The organism is Caldalkalibacillus thermarum (assembly GCF_014644735.1).
GTDB classification, from domain to species: domain Bacteria; phylum Bacillota; class Bacilli; order Caldalkalibacillales; family Caldalkalibacillaceae; genus Caldalkalibacillus; species Caldalkalibacillus thermarum.
On record NZ_BMKZ01000013.1, the window covers coordinates 1 to 21,791 of the forward strand.

Sequence of the window (21,791 nt, forward strand, 5' to 3'; positions counted from 1 at the left end):
TCTGCGGTACGGGAAGTTCTAGTTCTTACGGAAGAGAAGTTTCAAGAGCTTTTCGATCAGTTTTTGTCGAGTTTGCCCAATTATATCAAGGGTTTACTCGGTGTTTCTGTCTGCGAAAGTTGAGTAATTAGTTTTAAAGGGAGGTGTGTGAAAAGCAAAAGAGGCTGTAAAGAATTGAAATCAAGAGGATCCTAGTCTGTAGACTTACGATATTTCTTTTTATCCAGGGAAGTCCCGCTTGCAGGACTTCCCTGGATAATTATACCTTTAATCTTTCACTTTCAATAATCGTATTCCATTTAATGTCACTAGAATTGTTGCCCCCATATCTGCAAGAATTGCCAGCCAAAGTGTAAGCCATCCCGGGAAAACGAGCAGAACAGCAATCAACTTCGTAATGAGCGCGAAGGAGATGTTCTGTTTAATCACGCGGACAGCATTTCTTCCTAGTCGAATCATGAACGGAAGTTTCGAAAGATCGTCAGCCATCAATGCGATATCTGCAGTTTCCAAAGCCGTGTCGGTTCCTGCTCCACCCATCGCAATGCCAACGGTAGCAGAAGCGAGAGCGGGCGCATCATTTACGCCGTCGCCAATCATGGCCACTTTACCGTACTTCTCGCGCAGTTCTTTAATTTTGGCCAATTTATCCTGTGGCAATAATTCCCCATAGTATTCATCAACACCAACCAATTTGGCGATTGCAGCTGCTGTTTGGTTGTTGTCCCCGGTCAGCATAATCGTTTTGGCGATTCCTGCTTTTTTCAATTCAGCAACGGCTTGTACGCTTTGTTCCCTTACCTGGTCAGCGACGGCAATCAAACCGAGGATCTTATCTTTGGTTCCCAGGATCATCACTGTTTTGCCCTGTTGCTGTAAAGAAGAAATCCTTTCTTTAACAGAGTCAATATTGTCATGCAGTTCTTCAAATAAACGGGGGTTTCCGATATAATACGTTTCCCCGTCGATTTTTCCGGAAGCTCCTTTTCCGGTAATGGCTGAAAACTCTTCAGCCGGCTGCGGAGTTATTTTGCTTTCAACTGCCCTTTTCACAATGGCTTTGGCCAACGGATGCTCGGACAATTTCTCAAGGCTGGCGGCGATCTCCAAAATCTCCGCTTCACTTTTGCCGTTCAGAGCTTCAATATCCGTTACAGCAGGTTCGCCTTTTGTCAATGTGCCGGTTTTGTCGAAGGCGATTGCCTTCAGATTGCCTGCTTCCTCCAAGTATACTCCGCCTTTGATCAATACACCGCTTTTCGCCGCCCTTCCGATGGCGGTTACGATCGCAACGGGTGTCGATACGACTAACGCACATGGACAGGCAACGACCAGCAATGCCAAGCCTTGATATAGCCAGCGCTCCCAATCGCCGCCGAAAAGCGGGGGAACAATCGCGATTGCGATTGCCAACGTCATCACAACAGGAGTGTAATACTTCGCAAACCGATCGACGAATGCTTGGGAAGGGGCACGTTCGTTTTGGGCTTCCTCCACCAGGTGAATGATTTTGGCGATCGTGGTATCCTCGACCAGTTTGGTCACACGGACGCGAATGGCTCCTTGTTGATTCAACGTTCCGGCATAAACGGGATCGCCCACGGTTTTTTCCACCGGCATGGATTCGCCGGTAATGGCCGCTTCGTTGATCGAAGAGGTCCCTTCAATAATCTCGCCGTCAATGGCAATCTTCTCACCCGGTTTCACGAGAATAACATCGCCCACCACCAGTTCTTCAACCGGCAGCCTGATTTCTTTCCCATTTCGGATGACCGTTGCTTCTTTAGGAGCGATTTCCATTAACGAGCGGATCGATTGCCGTGCTTTTTCCATCGAGTACGATTCGAGCATCTCGCTTACCGCGAAGAGAAAAACGACTATAGCCGCTTCTTTCCACTCCCCGATAAACAAAGCGCCAATAACGGCGACTGTCATGAGCACAAACATGTCGAAGCTCAAACGAAGCAGGTTGCGAATCCCCTTCAGCATCATCGAATGGCCGCCGATGAGGATAGAAAGCAAGAGGAACGTTTTGCTTAAGAAATCATTCTCTTGCAAAAGCAATCCGATAACCAACGCAACCAAAGAAATGCCTGTGGTAATCGCTTTACGGTTTGATTCCCAAAACGATTTTCCAACCGTTGATTCGGGAGCGCCTACAGGATGAATCGTAACATCTTCAATCTTCTTTATTTCCTTTTGCAGTTCGTCATCGGGGATGGCTCCGACAATGGTCAGTTTAGCTGCTGCAAAGTTCAGTTTTGCTTCCTTAACGCCAGGCAACGCCTGGACATGCCGCTCGATCTTGGCGGCACAATCCGCACAGGTCAATCCTCTTAACCGATATTGTCTTTGGACTGCAGAAGTTTCGGCCATATTGAGTTACCTCCTTTCTTTTAGGCGAAGTGCTTCATCGATCAAATGGCGCACGTGCCCGCTTTCCAGACTGTAAAAAACCATTTTTCCCTCTTTACGGTGTTTGGCGAGGCCCATATTGCGCAGCATTCGCAGATGGTGAGATGCCGCTGCGTTGGTAGAACCGATAATCGTGGCCACGTCACAGACACAAAGTTCATCTTCCCGGCTTAGAGCGTATATGATTTTCAGCCGTGTCTCATCGGCCAACACTTTAAATAAAGGGGCCAGGCCTTCTGTCCGATCAACTTCCTGTTGTCGGCGCGCTACCTTTTCTGGATCAAAGATGAATGTTTCACAGGTATCGTCTTGTTTGGTTTTGGATATCTTGATCCCAATCCCCCTTTTGCTTATGATTGACTTTTCTTCCATGTTAAAATCCCTCCTTCTCTTACCAATACTCAAATAATCAAACAATCATTTACTCGTTACAAAATTATTATGTACTAAATGACATTTATGCGTCAACATCTAAATATACATTTGATTATTTTATCAAATGATGGGAAGGGATTGAGAACAAACCCTTATCATATGAATTCTTTTAGATATCCGGTTCCTGTTTCTTCAGTTTTTCCGTTTGTACTCAAAAAGGATGGATAGCTCTCGCGATAGAGTTTATGTCGGATCATGTTCATTGAAAAAATTAATCTCGTTGTGAGCGAAAAATTATTGCAACAAATTGCATCGGAACAGCAACGACAGAGAGAATTGCTGACACAACTCATCAGTATCATCAAATCAACAAATGTCAAAGTATCTTATTTGGATTCCAAGGTGTCTCAGTTAGATTCCAAGATGACTCAAATAGATCAGAAAGTATCGGAATTGGAGAACACTGTCGGTGAAATACTCAAACTGCAAAAGAAACAGGAAAACTTGCTACAGCAGTTAAGTCAAGGCCAAGAGCGTCAAGACAAAATTTTGGAGACGCTTGCCTTGCGTTCTCTTGAGCAAGAAACGGAAATACGGGAAATGAAACGGATTAAATAAAGCCTATGGACTTTACACATAGGCTTTTTTTGGTACAATGTAATAGAACAAATGTTCTATTACTAAGTGCCTATAGGGGGGTTGACAATGCTACATATGTACTACAAAACTGCATTTGAAGAAAAAATAGAGCATCTGTTCAAGTCAAAAGGTATTGTTCAACCTGAAGATTTGTGTTTGGAAAAACTGTCGGATCTTTTCAAGGTCCAGATCGTCTACATACCTAATGCTCCCCAACGAGCCATGTGGGATGATAATTTATCCGTCATCTTTCTTGATTCGGCCAAAACACCTGCTGAAGTGAGAGAAGTGTTTTTTCATGAGCTTGCACATCCTCTATTACACGAGGGAAATCAGCTTGGTATGTTTCCTGAATTTCGCAACCTTCAAGAAAATCAGGCCAAAGTTTTTCAGTTGTATGCTGCCATGCCTTTTTTTATGATCAAGAAACTGGATTTACCCAGTGAGGACAGATTGATTATCGGGCTATTATCAGATGTTTTTAAGGTTACACATGGGTTGGCTAAAAAAAGATGGTATCAAATCAAACAACGGATATACACGGCACAGTTTTTGTGCGGATCGGCTATTCCAGCCCTTAAGCGAGTTTGAGGAATCTCTAGGAGTTTCTGTATTTTTGTCTGAATTGGTTGTTAATAACCAAAAACCGAACTGCTTCGGAATCAATATAAAGTCCATTCGTCAAAGGACAGAAATGGCAGGCATCTCCATAAACAACATCTGTTTTCTTGTGATACAAATGGGTGATCTGGAGGAAGTTTTGCACATGGCTAGAGTGAGGTGGAAAACAATATGTACGCGGTAGGTTATGTCAGACAGTCAAAAGAAAGAAAAGACCGGGAAAGCATATCGCCAGAAACACAAATTGAAAAGATTAAGCAGTTTGCCAAGTTACAGGAAACCAAAGTGGTTAAGATTTTTAGAGATATTGATATTAGTGGTTTCCGTGTTCATTATTCAAAGCGTACCGGTTTGATGGATATGCTTGAATATATAAAAGCAAATAAGATCAAAAAAGTGTATGTATATAACTTGGCACGATTATCACGCCGGATTAAAGACTTCCTTGAGATCACCAACGAGCTGGAGAAATTTGATTGCAGTGTGGTTTCAGCCACCGAGATGATTCGTGACAAAGCCGTTAACATGTGGGGAGTCAAGAAGATCAGCAATTATCTTAACCGAAAAAACATACCTTCTCCTATTGACGGCAAATGGACAAGTCAAGCCGTGAAATATATACTCTTGAATCCATTTTACAGGGGTTATTTGCAATATGACGGGAAACTATACGAATCGCCACTGGCTCCGAAGGTGTTCTCACCAGAAGATTGGGAGAAAATACAGGAAAACCTCAACCGCTACGTAAACCTGGGTCCTCGTGGAGAAGTATCCCCTCATCTTCTTACCGGGTTATTAGTTTGCGGTGCTTGCAATTCCAGGATGGAGATCAGGTACAATGGCTCAAAAAGAGCAAGACGTTACATCTGTTCAAACAGGCAAAATGCTTTTGTCAACAAATGTCCATCTTCTCTGTTGTTCGTCTGTGATATTGTCATATTGTAACGCGTCAGTGAAAATGTCACTATGGGACAGGAGAAGATTACAATGAGCAAAAAAGAACTGATGCGTTACAAGGTCGTTAGTCGGTGGATTGATGGTCTCATAACAGGGAGTGAAGCTGCTGAACTGTTGAATTTAAGCTATCGCCAGGTTTGCCGCCTGAAAAAACGCATACTTGAGGAGGGAGAAAGTGGGGTCATACACAAAAACAAAGGGCGCAAACCGGCTCATGCCTTGGATGATGAAGTCCGCCAAAGGATTCTAGAACTTCACCAAAGTGAACGATACAAAAACTGTAATGATGTTCATTTTGCTGAATTATTGGCCAAATATGAAGGGATAGAGGTTAGCCCTTCTACCGTACGTCGCATACGCCTTGCGGCCCGGATCAAAGCCAAGCGCAAACGCCGGCCTTCAAAGGCCCATCGTCCGCGAAAAAGGAAACCCTAGGCCGGCATGCTGGTTCAGATGGATGGCAGTTTTCATCGTTGGCTGGAGGACCGGGCAGAACCCATGTGTCTTTTGGCCGCTATTGATGATGCCACAGGAAGAATTGTGGCCGCTGTTTTCCGTCCACAGGAGGACACTGAAGGATATTTCCTCTTAACCCGGCAAATGATTGAACGGGAGGGCATCCCAATGAGTATCTATTCCGATCGGCACATGATCTTCCGTTCCCCTCATGACAAGCTCACGATTGAGCAAGAACTGGCAGGGGAGTCCAAGCCATTGTCGCAATTTGGCCAAGCACTGAGAGATCTTGGCATTGAACACATCCAGGCCCATACCCCACAAGCCAAGGGACGGATAGAACGGCTGTTTGAAACACTCCAGGACCGCTGGATTGTTGAATTACGTCTTCGTGGAGTGGATTCCATTGAGGAAGCCAATCGTGTCTTACCCGAGTTAATCGAGGAACACAACAAAGCTTTTGCTGTTGAACCGACGGATCCCCATAGCGCTTTTGTTCCGCTGGAACAAAACCAAACGAATTTAGATTTGATTTTATGCTACCGTCATTGGCGCACTTTAGGAACGGGGCAAACACTGTCCTTTGACCACAAAACCTATGTTGTTGCTGAGGACAGCCAGAAAACCGTTATTCCGCCCAAAACACGCGTAGAGGTGCGTCAGACACTGGATGGAAGACTCTTTGTGTGGTACAAGGGCAAAGCCTATGCGTTGAAGGAAATACCTAAACCTAAACGCCAGGCTGCCCCGTCAAAACAAAAAGCGGGCTCAGAGCGAAAGCCCCATAAGCCTGACGAAAATCATCCTTGGCGGAAACCACTGTTTAACCCAAGAACAGCACCAGAGACTGCGAGGTGTAGTCAGACAGCGCCAAGCTGATACAGGGACCTTCATCCCTTAATGACCATACAGCCTGAGCAGCGAACGAAATCAAGGGCAAGTGCAACGAGGGCGAAAGCCTTTACCCTTGATTTCGTGAGCGTAACAGGCTAGACTTGTGCAAGGGATGAAGGTATCAAATCAATATGACATTTTTACTGACGAATTAATGACGAATTAATATGACATTTTCACTGACGTTTGACACCTAATAGATGAGGGTTCACGGAGAGATCCAATCCTCCCTAGCGAGCCTCTTCATAGAGAATATTGCCATAAAAGAAGAACAGCGCACAGCTATTCATTCCCTTGTTGACAAGATTGTGGTACATGATGAGTGTGCAACATCCATCTTCCGGTTGGAAAAACAAAAATAAAAAGCACCTCTAACAAAAGAGGCACTTTGTATTTTATGTAATGGTCGGAACGGCGGGATTTGAACCCGCGACCTCACCCACCCCAAGGGTGCGCGCTACCGGGCTGCGCCACGTCCCGATCAGAGTGAAGAAACATGTTGTGAATCAGACAGTGAATAATTTATCATAAAATAGAAGCAGAATCAAGACCTTTTTTAAGATTTTAAGGAGGAATTTTATGCAAATCCATAATCGGCCAAAACCTTGGGACATTAAACAATTCCTGCCCCTCTCCACCCCCCGGGTGATGGTCCACTATGCCACCTTGTGCAGGAATATTGCTGAGATGAGTGACTTTGCCCGCCGGCACAACTTGGCCCTGCGTCCCCATTTTAAAACACACAAGACACTTGAAATTGTCCAGATGCAATTAAAGCATGGGGCTGCAGGCGTAACCGTGGCTTCATTAAGCGAAGCGGAAGCACTCATTTCCGCCTGGGAAACGGACCCATCAACGGGCACACACCCGCTTGGAAAGTTAGATCTATTAATCGCTTTTCCCATTGTAGGTGATGACCAGTTCACCCGTGCTGCACGGCTTAACGAGCAGGCCCGTCTGACGCTGATGGTGGACCACATGGAAGCAGCCCGCTCATTACATGCTTTCGCCCGGCGAAATGGCATCACCTTCCGGGTGATGGTGAAGATTAATACCGGATTGAATCGCTGCGGCCTGGATCCTGACCACAAGGAAGTGGTCTCTTTTGTTGAAAGGCTGTTGGAGTTGACCCACTTGCAGTTTATCGGCCTTTTAACCCATGCCGGTCATGCTTATGGAGCAGAAAATGAGGCTGAAAGGGAACGGATTGCCCGGCAAGAAGGAGAAATCATGGCACAGCTGGGAGAGGCTGTTAAAGCCCGGTTTCCTTCCCTTCCTGTGGAGATTAGTGTGGGGGCCACACCCACGGTCCGCATCTCTGGTACCGTTTCCGGTGTCACTGAAATCCGTCCGGGAAATTACGTTTTTAATGACCGGACCCAGGTCCGGTTAGGGAGTGCCACTTGGTCCCAATGTGCCTTGAGGGTCCTCAGCCGCGTGGTCTCCCATCCTGCCCCCGGGAGATGGGTGATTGACGCCGGGGCCAAAACACTGGCTCTAGACCAGGGCGCACATGGTAAAAGCGGTCTGACTGGGTATGGATATATTGTGGGATACCCGGAACTGGCCATTACCCGTTTGTCAGAAGAACATGGCGTGGTTGAAGGAACTCCGGGGACACGGTTAACAATAGGACAGTTTATCCAAATCATTCCCAATCATGCCTGTCCTGTCGTTAACTTGACCGACCGTTTGTTTGTGTATGGACGGGACCAAGCGGTAACAGAACAGGCTGCTGCTGATGGTGTCCTTTCTTCTGACGATGTCCATTCCGTTTGGCACGTGATCGGCCGCGGCAAAACTTATTAATCTTCACCTGAACCACGCACAAAGGTCCACAGAGCAGCTTCTTTTTTGAAATAATCCTGTTCCCCTGAGGCAAACTAAAGATCAGATGTTCATCTCAGGGAGGAAACAACAATGAAAAAGTGGTGGATCTTTTGTGCAGTCCTGTTGGCTATTTTATCAGGAAGTTTGATCTATTATTACACCTTTCACTTTCATCCAGAAAGTGAGGCCGCTCCAAGAACGGCCAGGCCTGAACAGGCTATCTATCCTCTGCAAAGTGAACAGAAAGGAAAAAAATCACCATGTTCATCCTTGACTCCATGACGGCCCCTTTAATAGACAGCGCTTTAGAAAAAGGAACGATGAGGGCAAGCAGCCTGATCTCAACAGTTTTGACAGCTGGGAGCAGCCTGGTTGGAAAAAGATTGGGTGGTTACCCAAAGGCCAGGCTCAAACCAAGTGTTTCGCTTCCGCCCCGGCGGACCGTTGACCGACATTTACGGGCAACGCTGGACGCTCCAAAGCTACATCTTATATTTATTTGGGCTGGATGATGAACGGCCAGGTTAAGAGAGCATCTCCTCCTCCTGCCGTTCAATCTCAGCCCGGATTTTGTTTAATAAGTCTTTAGTGGATTTGCCTGTGACTATCTTACCATTTACAAGCGCATAGGGGTAAGCAGCACAATCCACACAGTAACCGAGACAATCATATTCCACAACATCAATATTGGAATCTTTCTCCAGTTCCTCTTTGACCCTTTGTGTTCCTGAAGCGAGATTGGTTTGACAAAATTCGACAATCGGTCTCATCATGAATCCCTGCCTTTCTATTGTTATGCTACTTAATTTTGTCCATTGAAGTCAATCTTTGTTCATTTCGAAAGCGTGTTCATTATTTCGTCACAAGTTATTGCTTTTTTTTCAGCATTTATTTAGAATTTAATATTGTGATTAAGCAGGAAAGGAAGTCTACAATGGACAAACACATCCTCGTCTTGGGTGGAGGTTATGGCGGGTTGCGCATCATCCAGCGCTTGCTGGCCGCCAACTTGCCTAAGCATACACGCCTGACCCTGATCGACCGTATGCCTTATCATGGACTGAAAACCGAATATTACGCCCTGGCTGCAGGCACAGAGTCGGAAGCGAATTTGCGAGTTGCTTTTCCAAATGATCCCCGCCTTAAAGTGCAGCTGGGTGAAGTCACCTCCATCGATGTGGAACAAAACATGGTTCACATAGATGGGCAGGATCCTGTTGCTTATGATTACCTGATTATCGCCCTCGGCTGTGAAGATAAATATCACGGTGTGCCCGGTGCCAAAGAAAACACCCACAGCATTCAAACCCTGCCTAAAACCAGGAAAACCTACCAGGCTTTAAACAATATTAAACCTTATGGCCATGTTGCAATTATTGGCGGCGGTTTAAGCGGGGTGGAATTGGCCTCCGAATTAAGAGAAAGCCGCCCTGATTTAAACATTGCCATCTATGACCGTGGTGAAACCATTTTAAGCCCGTTTCCTGAAAAATTGAGGCGTTATGTTTGCCAATGGTTCCATGAAAATGATGTCGACCTTGTTCATAAGGCTAACATTGACAAGGTTGAGCCTCAACTGTTCTTCAATCACGGCCAGCCTGTTGAGGCAGATGAAATCGTCTGGACGGCCGGCATCCAAGCCAACCGCATTGTTCAAGCCCTCCCTGTTGAAAAAGACCATCTGGGACGGCTCGCATTAAGCCCTCATCATTACCTTGAAGATTATCCCAATGTATTTGTGGTTGGCGACTGTGCCAGCCTGCCCCATGCTCCCAGTGCCCAGCTGGCCGAGGCACAGGGAGACCAGATAGCCCAGGTGCTCTTGGCCAGATTGCATGATGAACCCCTGCCCCAGTTGCCCAAAATCAAACTAAAAGGTGTGCTAGGCTCCCTTGGTAAGAAACACGGGTTCGGAGTGATGGGTGACACCACTTTAATTGGCCGCATTCCCCGGGTGCTTAAATCAGGTGTATTGTGGATGTACAAACATCACTTAGGCTAAACAAACATCAAAGTTGTGTTGACAAACAGGACTGGGCTGTCCCATTGCTATCCGGGACAGCCCTTAACCGTTTAGAGACAACCATCAGCTTATACTGAGTGGCAGGCTTTGTTGAGGGATGTTAATCCTGGCCTTACTGAACGGACAGTGACTGAAGGTACGCATCAAGCACCTTCCTCACCTTGGGGACCACGTAAGCGCTTCCTCCCTTATCTTCAACCCCTTCAATCATCATCACCACCAAAACCTGTTCCTGGTCCGCATCAAAGGCCACAAACCAGCCATATTCCTTTCCTTGCTCGTCCAGGCTTGCTTTCAGTTCTGCTGTTCCTGTTTTGCCTCCAATGGTCCGTCCAGCAAGACGGGCCCCGCGTCCAGTTCCCTGGGGATGCTCCACAACCTCAATCAACGTCTGCCGGATGAGATCAGCGGTGGCTGGGGAGATGATCTGCTCTTTCCATAACGTGCTTTCCCCGTTTAATTCAAGCCTGGGGGCCACCAGATCACCCTGGTTTAAAAACGGGGTATAAGCGACAGCAAGATGAAGGGGGCTGATCATCACTTCCCCTTGTCCAAACCCGCTCACTGCCAGCTGAACATCATCCCATTGCTTTTCTTCATTGGACAACCTTGAAACGGTGACCGGCACATCCAGGGGAAGGGGAGTGCCAAACCCAAAAGCTTCCGCTCCCCGTTTAAAAGCCTCTTGCCCCAGCTTTAAGGCAGCTTGGGCAAAATAGATATTATCTGAATAAGCCATAGCCTGTGTTAAATCCACAGGCTGGCCTGGATCGGTGACACGGGTGACATGGTATTGTCCCCAGGAAGCGTCAGGCTGCCATCTTAAACCGGATACATGTATCGTTTCCTCGGGAGAAATCACCCCTTCTTCCAGGGCAATGGCTGCCGTCACCGGCTTAAAAGCGGACCCCGGAGGATAGGCCTGGTTAAAACGGTTAAACAAGGGCTTGGCTGGATCTTCAGACCACGCTTGCCATTGTTCAGGCGATAAACCCACAATAAACAGGTTGGGATCATAGGCAGGGCTGTTGACCAGGGCCAATATCTCCCCTGTCCGGGGATGAATGGCCACTGCTGTGCCAGCCTCTCCTTCCAGTTGACGGTACAGTTCCTCTTGAAGGCGGATATCAATTGTCAAGGTGATATTCTCTCCATGCACCGGATCTTGTTGGGCAATAATTTCCTTCCTGTTGTTATTTTCGTCTGTGGTGTAGATGATGGCCCCATGTTTTCCGCGCAAACGTTCTTCAAACCACTGCTCCACTCCCGTTTTGCCAATCCAATCTGTTTGGCGGTAACCTTTCTCCCTCAGTTCTTCCCATTCCTCTGCCGTCAGGGGCTGGATGTAACCCGTTAAATGGGCTGCGCTCTCTTTATGGGGATAGACACGTCCCGGAGTATCCTGAATCATGACGCCTTTAATAGACAATAACCTTGTTTTCTTTTCTTCATCATCTTTAGCAATGGTCGCCAGCGGCACAAACCAGTCGGGCTGGACCCAGGAAGCATCCAGCTCTTGTTTGATTCTGTCCACAGACAGGCCCAGCTCCTTGGCCAGCTGTTCAAGGGCCTGGTCAAGATCTTCCCCTTCCTCCAGTCTGGCCGGAACCACACCTACTGAGCCAAGGGTGCCGTTTATAGCCAGACCTATACCGTTGCGATCCACAATTTCCCCTCTGTGAGCTTCCAGGATCTCCACTCTGACTTTATCTTCCCCTTCTAATTGGGGAAAAATCATGCTTGGATCCCACACGATTCCCCATCGCTTTTCACCTGCTTCTTCATCTTGTTCCTGAACCAGCGTGACCGTGTGCTCAAAACGGACCTCCCCGGCCACCGTCTTCATGGTGACTGAAAAGGGAAACCGGACCTGTCCGTCCTCGTCCATTTCTGCCTCCTCAGGATAGGATGGCCTAACCTGCAAGCTGTTGGCGCCAATGCCGTCATAAATGTTTTCATAGCGCTCCACAACATAATCACGGTCATAGACGGCTTTCGCCTCTGTACTTAACAAATCATACATCGCGGCAAACTGGCCTGACTCCCACAGGGACACATAGTGGTCAAATGTTTCTTCCGGTGTGACCTCGTCAGCAGAACAGCCAGCGGCCAAGAACAACAGTGCCGCAACAGCGAAATAAATCAGCCTCATTTGTCTCCCTCCTCCTCTCAGACTTTCCTTGAACAACGCAGGCTTTACCCCTGTTTATACAGACATAGGCTGCCGTTTGTCCCAGCAGCCTTCTCTTGCAGTCTTGCTTCTATGATATTTTTATTTCTCATGTTAAATGCCTATGCTGTCACTTAGCCCAGGGCTTGCTCCAAGTCCTCAATTAAATCTTCACGATCTTCCAAGCCAACAGAGATGCGGATCAAACCATCACTAATCCCCAGTTCTGCCCTGCGTTCAGGCGGAATCGAAGCATGGGTCATTTTAGCCGGTACAGAAATCAGGCTTTCCACAGCACCCAGGCTTTCAGCCAGGGTGAAGTATTTTACTTTGCTGAGCACCTCTTCAGCCCGTTTGCCGCTGCCCACATCAAAGGAAAGCATCCCCCCGAAGCCGCGCGCTTGTCTTTTTTGCACTTCATGCCCCGGATGGTTTGGCAAACCCGGATAAAAAACGGCTTTGATATCTGGGCGGGACACCAAATAGTTGGCAATCTCCCGGGCGTTTTCCTCATGGGCCCGCATCCGGACGCCGAGCGTTTTAATGCCCCGGATCAACAACCAAGCATCCTGCGGCCCCAGAACTCCCCCTGTGGAATTTTGGATATGATGCAACCGCTCAGCCATGTTATCGTCCTTAACGACCGCTAGTCCAGCGACTACATCGCTATGGCCTCCCAGATACTTGGTGGCGCTGTGCAGGACAATGTCGGCGCCAAGCTGTATGGGATTTTGCCAGTACGGGGTCATAAAGGTATTATCCACAATCAGTTTTAACCCGTGGGCCCGGCACAGATCGGCAATAGCCGGGATATCGGACACCTTTAGCAAGGGGTTGCTGGGAGTCTCCAGGAAAACCGCTTTGGTTTTGTCAGTAATGGCTCCTTCCACCTGGTCAATGCGGCTGGTATCCACGAAGCTCACGTCAATGCCAAAACGGTTAAACACGGTGCTTAAGACCCGGTAAGTTCCGCCGTAAACATCATCACCTACGATAAAGTGATCCCCTTGATCAAAAAGCATGATGACAGCGGTGATGGCTGCCATTCCGGAAGCGAAAGCAAAACCGCGCTTGCCGCCCTCAATATCTTTAATCAGCTCCTCACAGGCAAAACGGGTGGGATTGCCTGTGCGGGAATATTCGTACCCTTTATGCCGGCCGACCCCTTCCTGGCGGTAGGTGCTGACCTGATAAATGGGAACGTTGACGGCACCTGTATGGGGATCGCCAACAATCCCGCCGTGTATCAACTTTGTATTTAATTTCATGTTTCAGCCCCCTTGATAAATGTTTTGACTCAGGTAACGCTCACTGCTGTCTGGAAAAATGGTGACAATGTTGGTTCCGGGCGGGGCCTGTTGAGCCTCTTTCAAAGAGGCGGCCATGGCCGCTCCCGATGAGCTGGCCACCAAGAGCCCCTCTTTTCTGGCCAGCTCCCGCACATAGAAGAAGGCTTCCTCATCCTCAATGGTGTGGATGGCATCAAAGTAACTTGGATCCATATACTCAGGCAAAAATTCCATGCCGATTCCCTCTGTTTTGTGCGGACCCGGCTCCCCTCCGTTTAAAATCGACCCTTCAGGCTCCACAATCACTGTTTTGATCTCTGGGTTTTTTTCTTTCAAGTAACGGGCTGTCCCCATAAAGGTCCCACCCGTTCCGGCACCCGCCACAAAAACATGGACCTGTCCATCCATTTGCTCCCAAATTTCAGGCCCAGTCGTTTGGTAATGGGCCAGCGGATTGGCGGGATTAGCAAATTGCTGCGGACAGAAAGCGTTTTCGATTTCCTGCTCCAATTGTTTGGCTTTTTTTATCGCCCCGCGCATGCCTTCTTCGGTGGGCGTGTTGATGACCTTGGCTCCCAAGGCCCTCATCAGCTGCTGTTTTTCAACGCTAAACTTTTCCGGCACAACAAAAATCACCTGGTAGTCTGTTTGAATGGCAGCCAGTGCCAAACCGATCCCTGTGTTGCCTGCTGTAGGTTCAATGATCGTGCCTCCGGGTTTCAATTTTCCCCGTGCTTCTGCATCACGGATCAAGGCTAATCCCAGACGGTCCTTCACGCTTCCGCCCGGGTTAAAATACTCCAGCTTGGCAAACAAGCGCACACCCTGGGGCAGTTCAAACTGCGTCAATTCCACAATAGGGGTATTGCCGATCAATTCTTTGACGTTTTTATAGACATGTTTCATCAGGTTCACCCTCATACTTTCTCTTGGTGCTGGACACTTCCATGATATGAAAAACTTGGTCTATTTGCAATGAAGATCCCCCTCTTATTGTCACTCGTTTTAATGATATAATAAAAGTAAGCTGAACTCAGCCAATCATTGGGTTAGATTTTTTACGCTGTTCCAGATATAATATGTGGTATAATATGGGGAGAAGGAGGAGTGATAGTGATGGAACTTGAAGCCAGGGTACAGGAAGTACTGGACAAATTGCGCCCTTTCCTCCAGCGTGATGGCGGAGACTGTGAACTCGTCGCCGTGGAGGATGGCGTTGTTAAGCTGCGTCTGTTAGGTGCTTGCGGCAGCTGTCCCGCTTCAACCATGACCTTAAAAGCAGGGATTGAACGGGCGCTGATGGAAGAGATTCCGGAAATCAAAGAAGTGGAACAAGTGCTGTAACCCCAGTAAGTTAACCCCTTCGCGTTACACGCAGAAGGGGTTTTCTTATGCATAAACAGGCAGGGCGCTGAACATGCTATAGCTTACGTTAAGCAAATGAACAGGATAAGGTGGTATAGCGCCATGGCAACCAGTCAACTTGAAGCATATGCCTTACAATTGTTGCAGGAGCGCGGGGTCACGGTCGAACAAATTGGGGAACTTGTCTTGTTTTTGCAGGAAAAATATATCCCCGATCTTGATCTGGAGGTCTGCCTGAAGCACGTCAAGCATGTACTGACCAAACGGGATGTCCAGAATGCCATCATCACCGGCATCACCCTGGACAAACTGGCTGAAAACAAACAGCTCGAAGATCCATTGCAATCCATAATTGAACAAGATGAAGGTTTATATGGCATCGATGAAGTGATTGCCCTGTCCATCGTCAATATTTATGGCAGCATCGGCTTTACCAACTTCGGCTATATTGACAAAGTCAAACCAGGCCTTTTAGCGCGGTTGAACGATAAAACCAATGGCTGCCATACCTTCCTGGATGATATTGTCGGGGCCATTGCCGCCGCTGCGTCCAGCCGTCTGGCCCACACCGTGTCCCGTCTGGGAGAAGGTTAGAGCGTTGTCCCAACCTGCAGCTCTCATCCTTTGATTTAATTTAATTGGAACAAGCTAAGAGGGAAAAGGCATCCAACAGCGTCTCCCATTCATAAGTCGGCTTCCGGTCTACACAGGCCAGGTCCTCTTTGGTGGTAAAGCCGGTAAACACAATGGCCGTATCCACTCCCGCCCGGATACCAGCCAAAATATCCGTCTCATAATTATCTCCAATCATGAGCACGTCTTCTTTGCCCAATCCCTTTTCTGCCATGATCATCTCCAGCATTAACGGTTCAGGTTTGCCGATATACGTTGGCTCGATCCCAGTCGCTGTCTGTACCACAGCTGTCAGGGATCCGTTTCCCGGCAACAGCCCCCGCTCAGTCGGCAGGGCTTTATCCTTATTGGTAGAGATAAATTGAGCCCCGGCTCTGACAGCCAGGGTAGCCTTGGCCAGTTTCTCATAAGTGACTTGGCGGTCAAGACCCATCACCACAAAGTCACACCGGGCCAGATCCTGCTCGTCCGCAACCAACTGACAGCCAGCCTGCCGCAAAGATTCCACCAGCGCCTTTTCCCCTACCACGTAAACAGTAGGATTTTTTTTGCGCTCTGTCACATATTGGGCCGTGACCACGCTGGTGGTGTAAACCTTTTCCGGCTGGGTAATGATATCAAACCGGGCCAGATGGTCCACCACTTGTTGGGGAGTTTTGGTGGCGTTATTGGTCAGGAATACATAATCGAGTCCCCTTTTTTCCAATTCCCTGATGAAAACCGGCGCTTCTTCAATTTTCTGGTCTCCCCGGTACATGGTTCCATCCAGATCCAGTACAAACAGCTTATATGTCCGCATCGGTCTGGTCACCTTCCTTTTTGTGTTACCTTTCCTTAGAATGGAGATTGCGAAAGGCGTGAACGGGCCCCAAATGATGCTCCAAGTAATGGCGGATTCGCTCAGGATAACGGCCCAGAGCCCCTTTTGTTTCCAGGTAAAGCTGCCATAGCTTTTCATGATCTACATCCATATAATGTTGAACCAGCATTTTGCGGCAAGCAACCAGCTTTTTCAAGCACTCTGCTTCATCAGAGGACAGGACTTCCTCTCCGCTCAAAATGTCAATCACGTCCTCATAACTGCCCGGATCCCTCATCATGAAGCCGTCTATCATCTGGTTGCCCACATCGACGACCGCCTCAATCCCCATCTGAACCCCCCGTTCAAATGCCAGGCGTTCAAAATGAGAGCTTGGACAATCCTGCAGCCCATTCAATATTTGGGTCAGCCCTTCAATATAGGCTAAACGTTTGTGTAACAAATCCAGATCAACAAAATACATGGCCCTCCCCCTTATGCCTCGTCATCCTGACTGTCCGGTTTGCTGTTTCGTTTGCCTGCCCAGAGGGTGATGCCAAAGGTGAGGATAATGGCTAACAATATAATCATGGCCATGCCGAGTGCTTCCATACCGTTTTGACTCCTTTTTGTTTTATTGACACACCTATTTTATACTAAGGAAGAAAAAAGTAAAAGGAGGCTCAGTGATGAACCGCGATATGCTCTACGACGAAACAGAAGAAACAAAAACCCGTTACGTGGGCTTTATTGGCGAACATAAACGCTATGACCTGGCGCTCACCCAAACGGATCGTTTCTATGGCAAAACATTGGTGATTGATATTCAATCGGGAAGGTCAGCGATCATTGGTCCGGACGATCTGGAGGAGGAAGGCTACCTGGCCCATGCCTTCAATTTAACGGAGGATGAAGCGGTGGAATTGCATCGTTTTCTGTCGGAAATCATTTTTTAAAAAATGGCGTAAGGAACCCTTCTTTCCTTACGCCTCGCGCTTTTTTACCTTTTTCAGCACGAAATAGGCACAACCAAAGTTGCAGTATTCCATAATGTATTCATCCAACGTGCTTATCTTGGCATCAAAGGCTGCTTTGGCTTTTTTGTTATGATCATCATAAAATCCCCTCAACCTCAACTGGGAATAACCCCAATCCCCCACAATATAATCGTATTTGTTCAACACCTCACTGTACCGCTGGCGGAAAGCTTCCGGATTCCAGCCGTGCCGGACATCTTTGACCACTTCGTAGGCTTGACCTTTAATGACGATATCAGCCACTTGACATCACCCCATTTCACATTCGGCTGCTTCACTTTGTTTATAACTATACTGGCTTTGGCACTGAAAGTAAAGGAAATAATTGATACAAAAGTTTACTTGGCCTGGTGGGCATCTTAAGCTCAGGAGGTGATTTGACCATGCATAAACGAGGATTGGCTGTAGTGCTGGCAGTCTTTCTAAGCATCAGTTTAGCTGCCTGCCGTGATGTCGATGAAACCGCACCTTATGATACAAAATACTTTATGGCTCAAGATCCGGACGCCGCCTTGCACAAAGGAGGTGCCCATGAAGGGCCTCAAGGCAGACAATACCGTTCTTTATATGGCGATGGGGGAGGGCGGAGAGAAGCACAAAACTTCGGAAACCGCTTCTTTCGCTTTGACCGTGATTCAGGCTTGAGAGATCACCTGTTGGACGATGACGGGCCCCTCGGTTCCAGACGTCTGCAGGAAGAACGACCAGGTTTTGCTCAGCCCCTGGGGTTCAGGGAGTATTCAGCCGATGATCCTGAAGCTAGCTACCGTGGTTTTGGCGCCCAAACCTACATTGACCGCCAGATTTTGGCAGATACCATCGCCCAGGTGGTGGTTGGGCTGCCAGACATAAATACAGCCACGGTACTGGTTACCGATGAGGAATGCCTGATTGGCTACACTGCCGACAGAAAGGGGCCAGAGATCCATCAGCAGGTGGAAATGTCCGGCTTAAGCGTTGCACCGCGCTGGTATAAAGTTTATGCCACTGATGATACCCGCTTAACCAACCATATCCGCCAAATCGCCAATGAATACACGCGCAATTATGACCCGGAAAATTTAAATAACGAGGTTAATACTCTGGTGGAACAGCTGGGAGGTCCCCAAACCGCTCCCGAACAAGAACGCCGAATGAAAGAAAATAATCAGACCCGCAGGAGTCCGCAAGAAATGGACAGGAAAGAGACCACCGAGCGTAACCAAAGGTTTGGCAATCTGAACCGGAAAGGAAACATTAACCAGTAATAGAAAAAAAGAGTGGCATGAAGACCACTCTTTTTGCTTATGCCCAAGTTTAACAACTTGGATAAATCCCCTAACTGTAAGTTTTGGCCTGAGAAGTGTTGGCCTGAGCCGATTGAACTTGTTCGTGAGCATGATAAGACGAACGGACAAGGGGACCCGATTCCACATGTTTGAAGCCCCGTTTGTAGCCTTCTTCCCTGAGGCGGGCAAAATCATCGGGATGCCAATATTTAACCACTTTCAAGTGATTTTTAGTAGGCTGCAAATATTGGCCGATCGTCAGGATGTCCACATCATGAGCGCGCAAGTCATCCATTGCTTCCAAGATTTCTTCGTATGTTTCTCCCAAGCCGATCATGATGCTGGATTTGGTAGGGATAGAGGGCTGCATCTCCTTAGCCCGTTTTAACAAGCGGAGGGAACGGTCATATTTAGCCCGGGCCCGGACACGGTCGGACAGGCGGCGGACCGTCTCAATATTATGGTTTAATATATCTGGCTTAGCATCCATCACAATTTTCAGCGCTTCATCGCTGCCCATAAAGTCGGGAATCAGCACTTCCACACTGCACAACGGCAACCGCTTGCGGATCGCTTTAATGGTCTCGGCAAAAATGGTGGCCCCGCCATCTTTCAAGTCATCCCGGGCTACCGAGGTGACCACGCAGTGCTTCAAATTCATTTGCTCGGCCGCTTGGGCCACCCGTTCAGGCTCAGCCCAGTCTAATTCGGTCGGCATTCCGGTTTTGACCGCACAAAAGCGGCAAGCCCGGGTGCAAATATCCCCTAAGATCATAAAGGTGGCCGTTTTGTGCACAGCCCAGCACTCGTAGATGTTGGGGCAGCGGGCCTCCTCACATACGGTATGTAAACTTTTAGCGCGCATCATGCGCTTCAATTCGTGGTAATTCTCATTGGCATTTAATTTTATTTTCAGCCAATCCGGCTTGCGTTCAAACTTGGTTTCAGGCTTGCATCCTGACATAAGCAAACACTCCTTTATTTAAACAGGCTGGTGGTGCAACATTCCGCTATCGGTGATGACACCTCTATTATACCCTTTTTTATGATCTAAACCAAATGTGATGCATTCTTGCCCTATGCTTGGCATGAAGTGGCATTATGAATTAGTCCGCCTCAAACCAAACTATAAAAAGTCAAATCCGGCATAGAGACAACATTAAGACCATAATGGAGGTTATTCAAGTGAAACGCAGCATCACATGCTGGTTGACAGCGATCATCCTGTTATATGCTTTATCCCCCGCTCATCAAGCTTTGGCAAACATGAATGCCAATCAGGAAAAAAGCGAGCAAGAAATACTGGACGAAAGAATGGCTTTATATTTGAAATACGAGGCCCTGACATCAGTCCCTTGGTATTATTTGGCTGCCGTTGACCAGTTTGAACGTAACATTGCCCGGGTACGCAAGGATATTCCCGAACGTGATTCCCTGATTGCCATCTATTTCAGTGCAGATGATTGGGCTGGCCCTCTCAATCCCAATCCTGATGACGATCAGCCGGAAACCATCCGGTTTTTTGGAGGAATTGGGTTAGACGGCAATGGAGACGGCAGGGCCAACCGCTGGGATGATGAAGACGTGTTGTACACGATGAGCCACTACCTGGCCCAGTATGGGGCCAATGAAGAGGATTATCGCATTGCCCTCTGGGATTATTACAAACGGGAGCAAACCGTGAACATTATCTTGACCATTGCCCAGCTGTTCAACCATTTTGGCCGCTTGGACTTGGACGCGAAAGTGTTCCCTATTCCCTGGCAGTATAACTACAGCTACAGAAGCACCTGGGGGGACCGCCGCGGCTGGGGAGGACGGCGCATTCACGAAGGAACAGACATTTTTGCCGGTTATGGCACCCCTGTCCGTTCCGCCACCTATGGCAAAGTGGAGACGATTGGCTGGAATAAGTACGGGGGCTGGCGGGTTGGCATTCGGGACATTTATAACAACTACCATTACTATGCCCACTTGTCCAGCTTTAACAAAGAGATCAAAGCGGGGGACCTGCTTGAGCCAGGAACCGTGATCGGTTACGTGGGCAGCAGTGGCTACGGAAAACCTGGGACCAGCGGCAAGTTTCCTCCCCATCTCCATTACGGGATTTACAAAGATAACGGTCTGACTGAATGGTCATTTGATCCCTACCCCTTGTTAAGGCGCTGGGAGCTGGACGAACGCAAAAAACGTAAGAAAGGATGGCGCTAACAGAAGCGTCATCTTTCTTCTGTCATCTCCTCCACAGGGATGGAAACAGGGGGCTGACTCAGCCGGCCATCGCTGCCTTGAAAATAAACATTGGGCACTTCTCCCTGTAACAGGTGCCATTCAATGGGATATCTTGTGCTCACAACAGCCTCATCAGAAGAAAAGGGGATCACAATCCGAACATCGGCCACAATCTCAATATAAGCCGTTACCATCACCATGTTAATGCCTGCTTCTTCCAATTCAACAGTAATATCGGCTTTGGCAAAACCAATGGGAAACAGGCTGACAGGCACTTTGGGACCAAACTGGGCCAAAATATTACTGTCCAACGCTTGACCGAGGGGGATTTCGAAAGGTTCCTTCTCCAATTTCAACAACTCGAAATTGGCCCGTTCAATCACTTGATTCAGAATCCGGGACTGATTCTTGGAGTTAAACGAGATTAATTGGGTCTTTCCATCAGCGGATCTCTCAATATTTAACACACCGCCGTCATCAAAGTCTTCACTGATTTTTTTTGAAATCGCTTCATTAATGGCCAAGGTGGCCATTTGCTTCACATAGGTGTTGGCAATTTCAATCAAAGCCGGTTCCAGGTTGCGCTCCACGAACATAAAGCCTTGAACCGAGATTAGCGTAAACAACACCAAGATGATGATAAAAATGTATTTTTTCTTCAAGGGGCGTCCTTTTTTGGCTTTCAACCGGCGACCCATTTTCTCACCCCCTGCAGTTATGTTTATGCATATCAGCTTGTCTATCTGGACAAATTTTTTGTCATGGGTCGAAGCCGACATGTGGCACGC

At 47.9% G+C, this 21,791-nt stretch carries 23 protein-coding genes, 1 tRNA gene and 1 pseudogene; 13 read left to right on the forward strand and 12 right to left on the reverse strand.

Annotated features, from left to right (window positions below):
- Window positions 1–267: 267 nt before the first annotated feature.
- Entirely contained in the window at window positions 268–2,376 is a 2,109-nt protein-coding gene (locus IEW48_RS06780) for a heavy metal translocating P-type ATPase (protein WP_188623126.1), read from the reverse strand.
- Window positions 2,377–2,382: 6 nt separating this feature from the next.
- Window positions 2,383–2,787, reverse strand: coding sequence for an ArsR/SmtB family transcription factor (locus IEW48_RS06785; RefSeq protein ID WP_188623127.1), 405 nt, complete (start codon window positions 2,785–2,787; stop codon window positions 2,383–2,385).
- A 258-nt stretch (window positions 2,788–3,045) separates the two neighbouring features.
- Between IEW48_RS06785 and IEW48_RS06790 the strand changes: the two genes are divergently transcribed.
- The 4 genes and pseudogenes from IEW48_RS06790 (at window position 3,046) to IEW48_RS06810 (ending at window position 6,342) form a co-directional block, all read left to right on the forward strand.
- A complete protein-coding gene (locus tag IEW48_RS06790; protein ID WP_188623193.1) occupies window positions 3,046–3,408 on the forward strand; it encodes a hypothetical protein in 363 nt (120 codons plus the stop codon).
- 87 nt (window positions 3,409–3,495) lie between these two features.
- A complete protein-coding gene (locus tag IEW48_RS06795; RefSeq protein ID WP_188623128.1) occupies window positions 3,496–4,020 on the forward strand; it encodes an ImmA/IrrE family metallo-endopeptidase in 525 nt (174 codons plus the stop codon).
- A gap of 201 nt (window positions 4,021–4,221) precedes the next feature.
- Window positions 4,222–4,995: a recombinase family protein gene (locus tag IEW48_RS06800; protein WP_188623129.1), complete on the forward strand. Its 774-nt coding sequence runs from the start codon at window positions 4,222–4,224 to the stop codon at window positions 4,993–4,995.
- A gap of 42 nt (window positions 4,996–5,037) precedes the next feature.
- Window positions 5,038–6,342: pseudogene (locus tag IEW48_RS06810) on the forward strand (ISNCY family transposase).
- A gap of 418 nt (window positions 6,343–6,760) precedes the next feature.
- Here the strand turns inward: IEW48_RS06810 and IEW48_RS06815 are convergent.
- A tRNA-Pro gene (locus tag IEW48_RS06815) sits at window positions 6,761–6,837 on the reverse strand.
- A gap of 99 nt (window positions 6,838–6,936) precedes the next feature.
- Here IEW48_RS06815 and IEW48_RS06820 point away from each other — a divergent pair.
- From IEW48_RS06820 to IEW48_RS06830, 3 genes are all read left to right on the forward strand, one after another.
- On the forward strand, window positions 6,937–8,166 hold the full coding sequence (locus IEW48_RS06820) for an alanine racemase (RefSeq protein ID WP_188623132.1): 1,230 nt from the start codon (window positions 6,937–6,939) through the stop codon (window positions 8,164–8,166).
- Window positions 8,167–8,277: 111 nt separating this feature from the next.
- Window positions 8,278–8,469: a hypothetical protein gene (locus tag IEW48_RS06825; protein WP_188623133.1), complete on the forward strand. Its 192-nt coding sequence runs from the start codon at window positions 8,278–8,280 to the stop codon at window positions 8,467–8,469.
- 90 nt (window positions 8,470–8,559) lie between these two features.
- Entirely contained in the window at window positions 8,560–8,715 is a 156-nt protein-coding gene (locus IEW48_RS06830; RefSeq protein ID WP_188623134.1) for a hypothetical protein, read from the forward strand.
- Here the strand turns inward: IEW48_RS06830 and IEW48_RS06835 are convergent.
- The gene (locus tag IEW48_RS06835) at window positions 8,712–8,957 is read right to left on the reverse strand and encodes a DUF1450 domain-containing protein (RefSeq protein WP_503826749.1); all 246 of its coding nucleotides are present in this window, start codon (window positions 8,955–8,957) and stop codon (window positions 8,712–8,714) included. The genes IEW48_RS06830 and IEW48_RS06835 overlap by 4 nt on opposite strands.
- A 164-nt stretch (window positions 8,958–9,121) precedes the next feature.
- On the opposite strand from IEW48_RS06835, the gene IEW48_RS06840 reads away from it, so the two are divergent.
- Complete coding sequence (locus tag IEW48_RS06840; protein ID WP_188623136.1) at window positions 9,122–10,189, forward strand: NAD(P)/FAD-dependent oxidoreductase; 1,068 nt, start codon at window positions 9,122–9,124, stop codon at window positions 10,187–10,189.
- 133 nt (window positions 10,190–10,322) lie between these two features.
- Here IEW48_RS06840 and IEW48_RS06845 read toward each other — a convergent pair whose 3' ends face one another.
- The 3 genes from IEW48_RS06845 to cysK all read right to left on the reverse strand — a co-directional run bounded on the left by IEW48_RS06845 (window position 10,323) and on the right by cysK (window position 14,575).
- Complete coding sequence (locus tag IEW48_RS06845; RefSeq protein ID WP_188623137.1) at window positions 10,323–12,362, reverse strand: penicillin-binding transpeptidase domain-containing protein; 2,040 nt, start codon at window positions 12,360–12,362, stop codon at window positions 10,323–10,325.
- Window positions 12,363–12,514: 152 nt separating this feature from the next.
- On the reverse strand, window positions 12,515–13,648 hold the full coding sequence (locus tag IEW48_RS06850; protein ID WP_188623138.1) for a bifunctional cystathionine gamma-lyase/homocysteine desulfhydrase: 1,134 nt from the start codon (window positions 13,646–13,648) through the stop codon (window positions 12,515–12,517).
- Between the two features lie 3 nt (window positions 13,649–13,651).
- Window positions 13,652–14,575 (reverse strand): cysteine synthase A, encoded by a 924-nt coding sequence (gene cysK, locus IEW48_RS06855; protein ID WP_188623139.1) that lies wholly within the window; start codon window positions 14,573–14,575, stop codon window positions 13,652–13,654.
- 210 nt (window positions 14,576–14,785) lie between these two features.
- Between cysK and IEW48_RS06860 the strand changes: the two genes are divergently transcribed.
- Window positions 14,786–15,013 (forward strand): NifU family protein, encoded by a 228-nt coding sequence (locus tag IEW48_RS06860; RefSeq protein WP_007504412.1) that lies wholly within the window; start codon window positions 14,786–14,788, stop codon window positions 15,011–15,013.
- 123 nt (window positions 15,014–15,136) lie between these two features.
- On the forward strand, window positions 15,137–15,628 hold the full coding sequence (locus IEW48_RS06865; protein ID WP_188623140.1) for a phosphatidylglycerophosphatase A family protein: 492 nt from the start codon (window positions 15,137–15,139) through the stop codon (window positions 15,626–15,628).
- 40 nt (window positions 15,629–15,668) lie between these two features.
- Here the strand turns inward: IEW48_RS06865 and nucF are convergent, their stop codons facing one another.
- Together nucF and IEW48_RS06875 are read right to left on the reverse strand one after the other, a co-directional pair.
- Entirely contained in the window at window positions 15,669–16,466 is a 798-nt protein-coding gene (nucF, locus tag IEW48_RS06870) for a 5' nucleotidase NucF (RefSeq protein ID WP_188623141.1), read from the reverse strand.
- A gap of 25 nt (window positions 16,467–16,491) precedes the next feature.
- Entirely contained in the window at window positions 16,492–16,950 is a 459-nt protein-coding gene (locus tag IEW48_RS06875) for a DUF86 domain-containing protein (protein WP_188623142.1), read from the reverse strand.
- Between the two features lie 205 nt (window positions 16,951–17,155).
- On the opposite strand from IEW48_RS06875, the gene IEW48_RS06880 reads away from it, so the two are divergent.
- The gene (locus IEW48_RS06880; protein WP_007504402.1) at window positions 17,156–17,422 is read left to right on the forward strand and encodes a DUF3055 domain-containing protein; all 267 of its coding nucleotides are present in this window, start codon (window positions 17,156–17,158) and stop codon (window positions 17,420–17,422) included.
- 27 nt (window positions 17,423–17,449) lie between these two features.
- On the opposite strand, the gene IEW48_RS06885 is transcribed toward IEW48_RS06880, so the two are convergent.
- On the reverse strand, window positions 17,450–17,746 hold the full coding sequence (locus tag IEW48_RS06885) for a YutD family protein (protein WP_188623143.1): 297 nt from the start codon (window positions 17,744–17,746) through the stop codon (window positions 17,450–17,452).
- Between the two features lie 140 nt (window positions 17,747–17,886).
- Here IEW48_RS06885 and IEW48_RS06890 point away from each other — a divergent pair, with 140 nt between their 5' ends.
- On the forward strand, window positions 17,887–18,750 hold the full coding sequence (locus IEW48_RS06890; protein WP_188623144.1) for a YhcN/YlaJ family sporulation lipoprotein: 864 nt from the start codon (window positions 17,887–17,889) through the stop codon (window positions 18,748–18,750).
- 70 nt (window positions 18,751–18,820) lie between these two features.
- On the opposite strand, the gene lipA is transcribed toward IEW48_RS06890, so the two are convergent.
- Complete coding sequence (lipA, locus tag IEW48_RS06895) at window positions 18,821–19,735, reverse strand: lipoyl synthase (protein WP_188623145.1); 915 nt, start codon at window positions 19,733–19,735, stop codon at window positions 18,821–18,823.
- 221 nt (window positions 19,736–19,956) lie between these two features.
- Between lipA and IEW48_RS06900 the strand changes: the two genes are divergently transcribed.
- On the forward strand, window positions 19,957–20,982 hold the full coding sequence (locus tag IEW48_RS06900) for a M23 family metallopeptidase (RefSeq protein ID WP_276529773.1): 1,026 nt from the start codon (window positions 19,957–19,959) through the stop codon (window positions 20,980–20,982).
- 8 nt (window positions 20,983–20,990) lie between these two features.
- Here the strand turns inward: IEW48_RS06900 and yunB are convergent, their stop codons facing one another.
- A complete protein-coding gene (gene yunB / locus IEW48_RS06905) occupies window positions 20,991–21,701 on the reverse strand; it encodes a sporulation protein YunB (RefSeq protein ID WP_188623146.1) in 711 nt (236 codons plus the stop codon).
- Window positions 21,702–21,791: the final 90 nt, after the last annotated feature.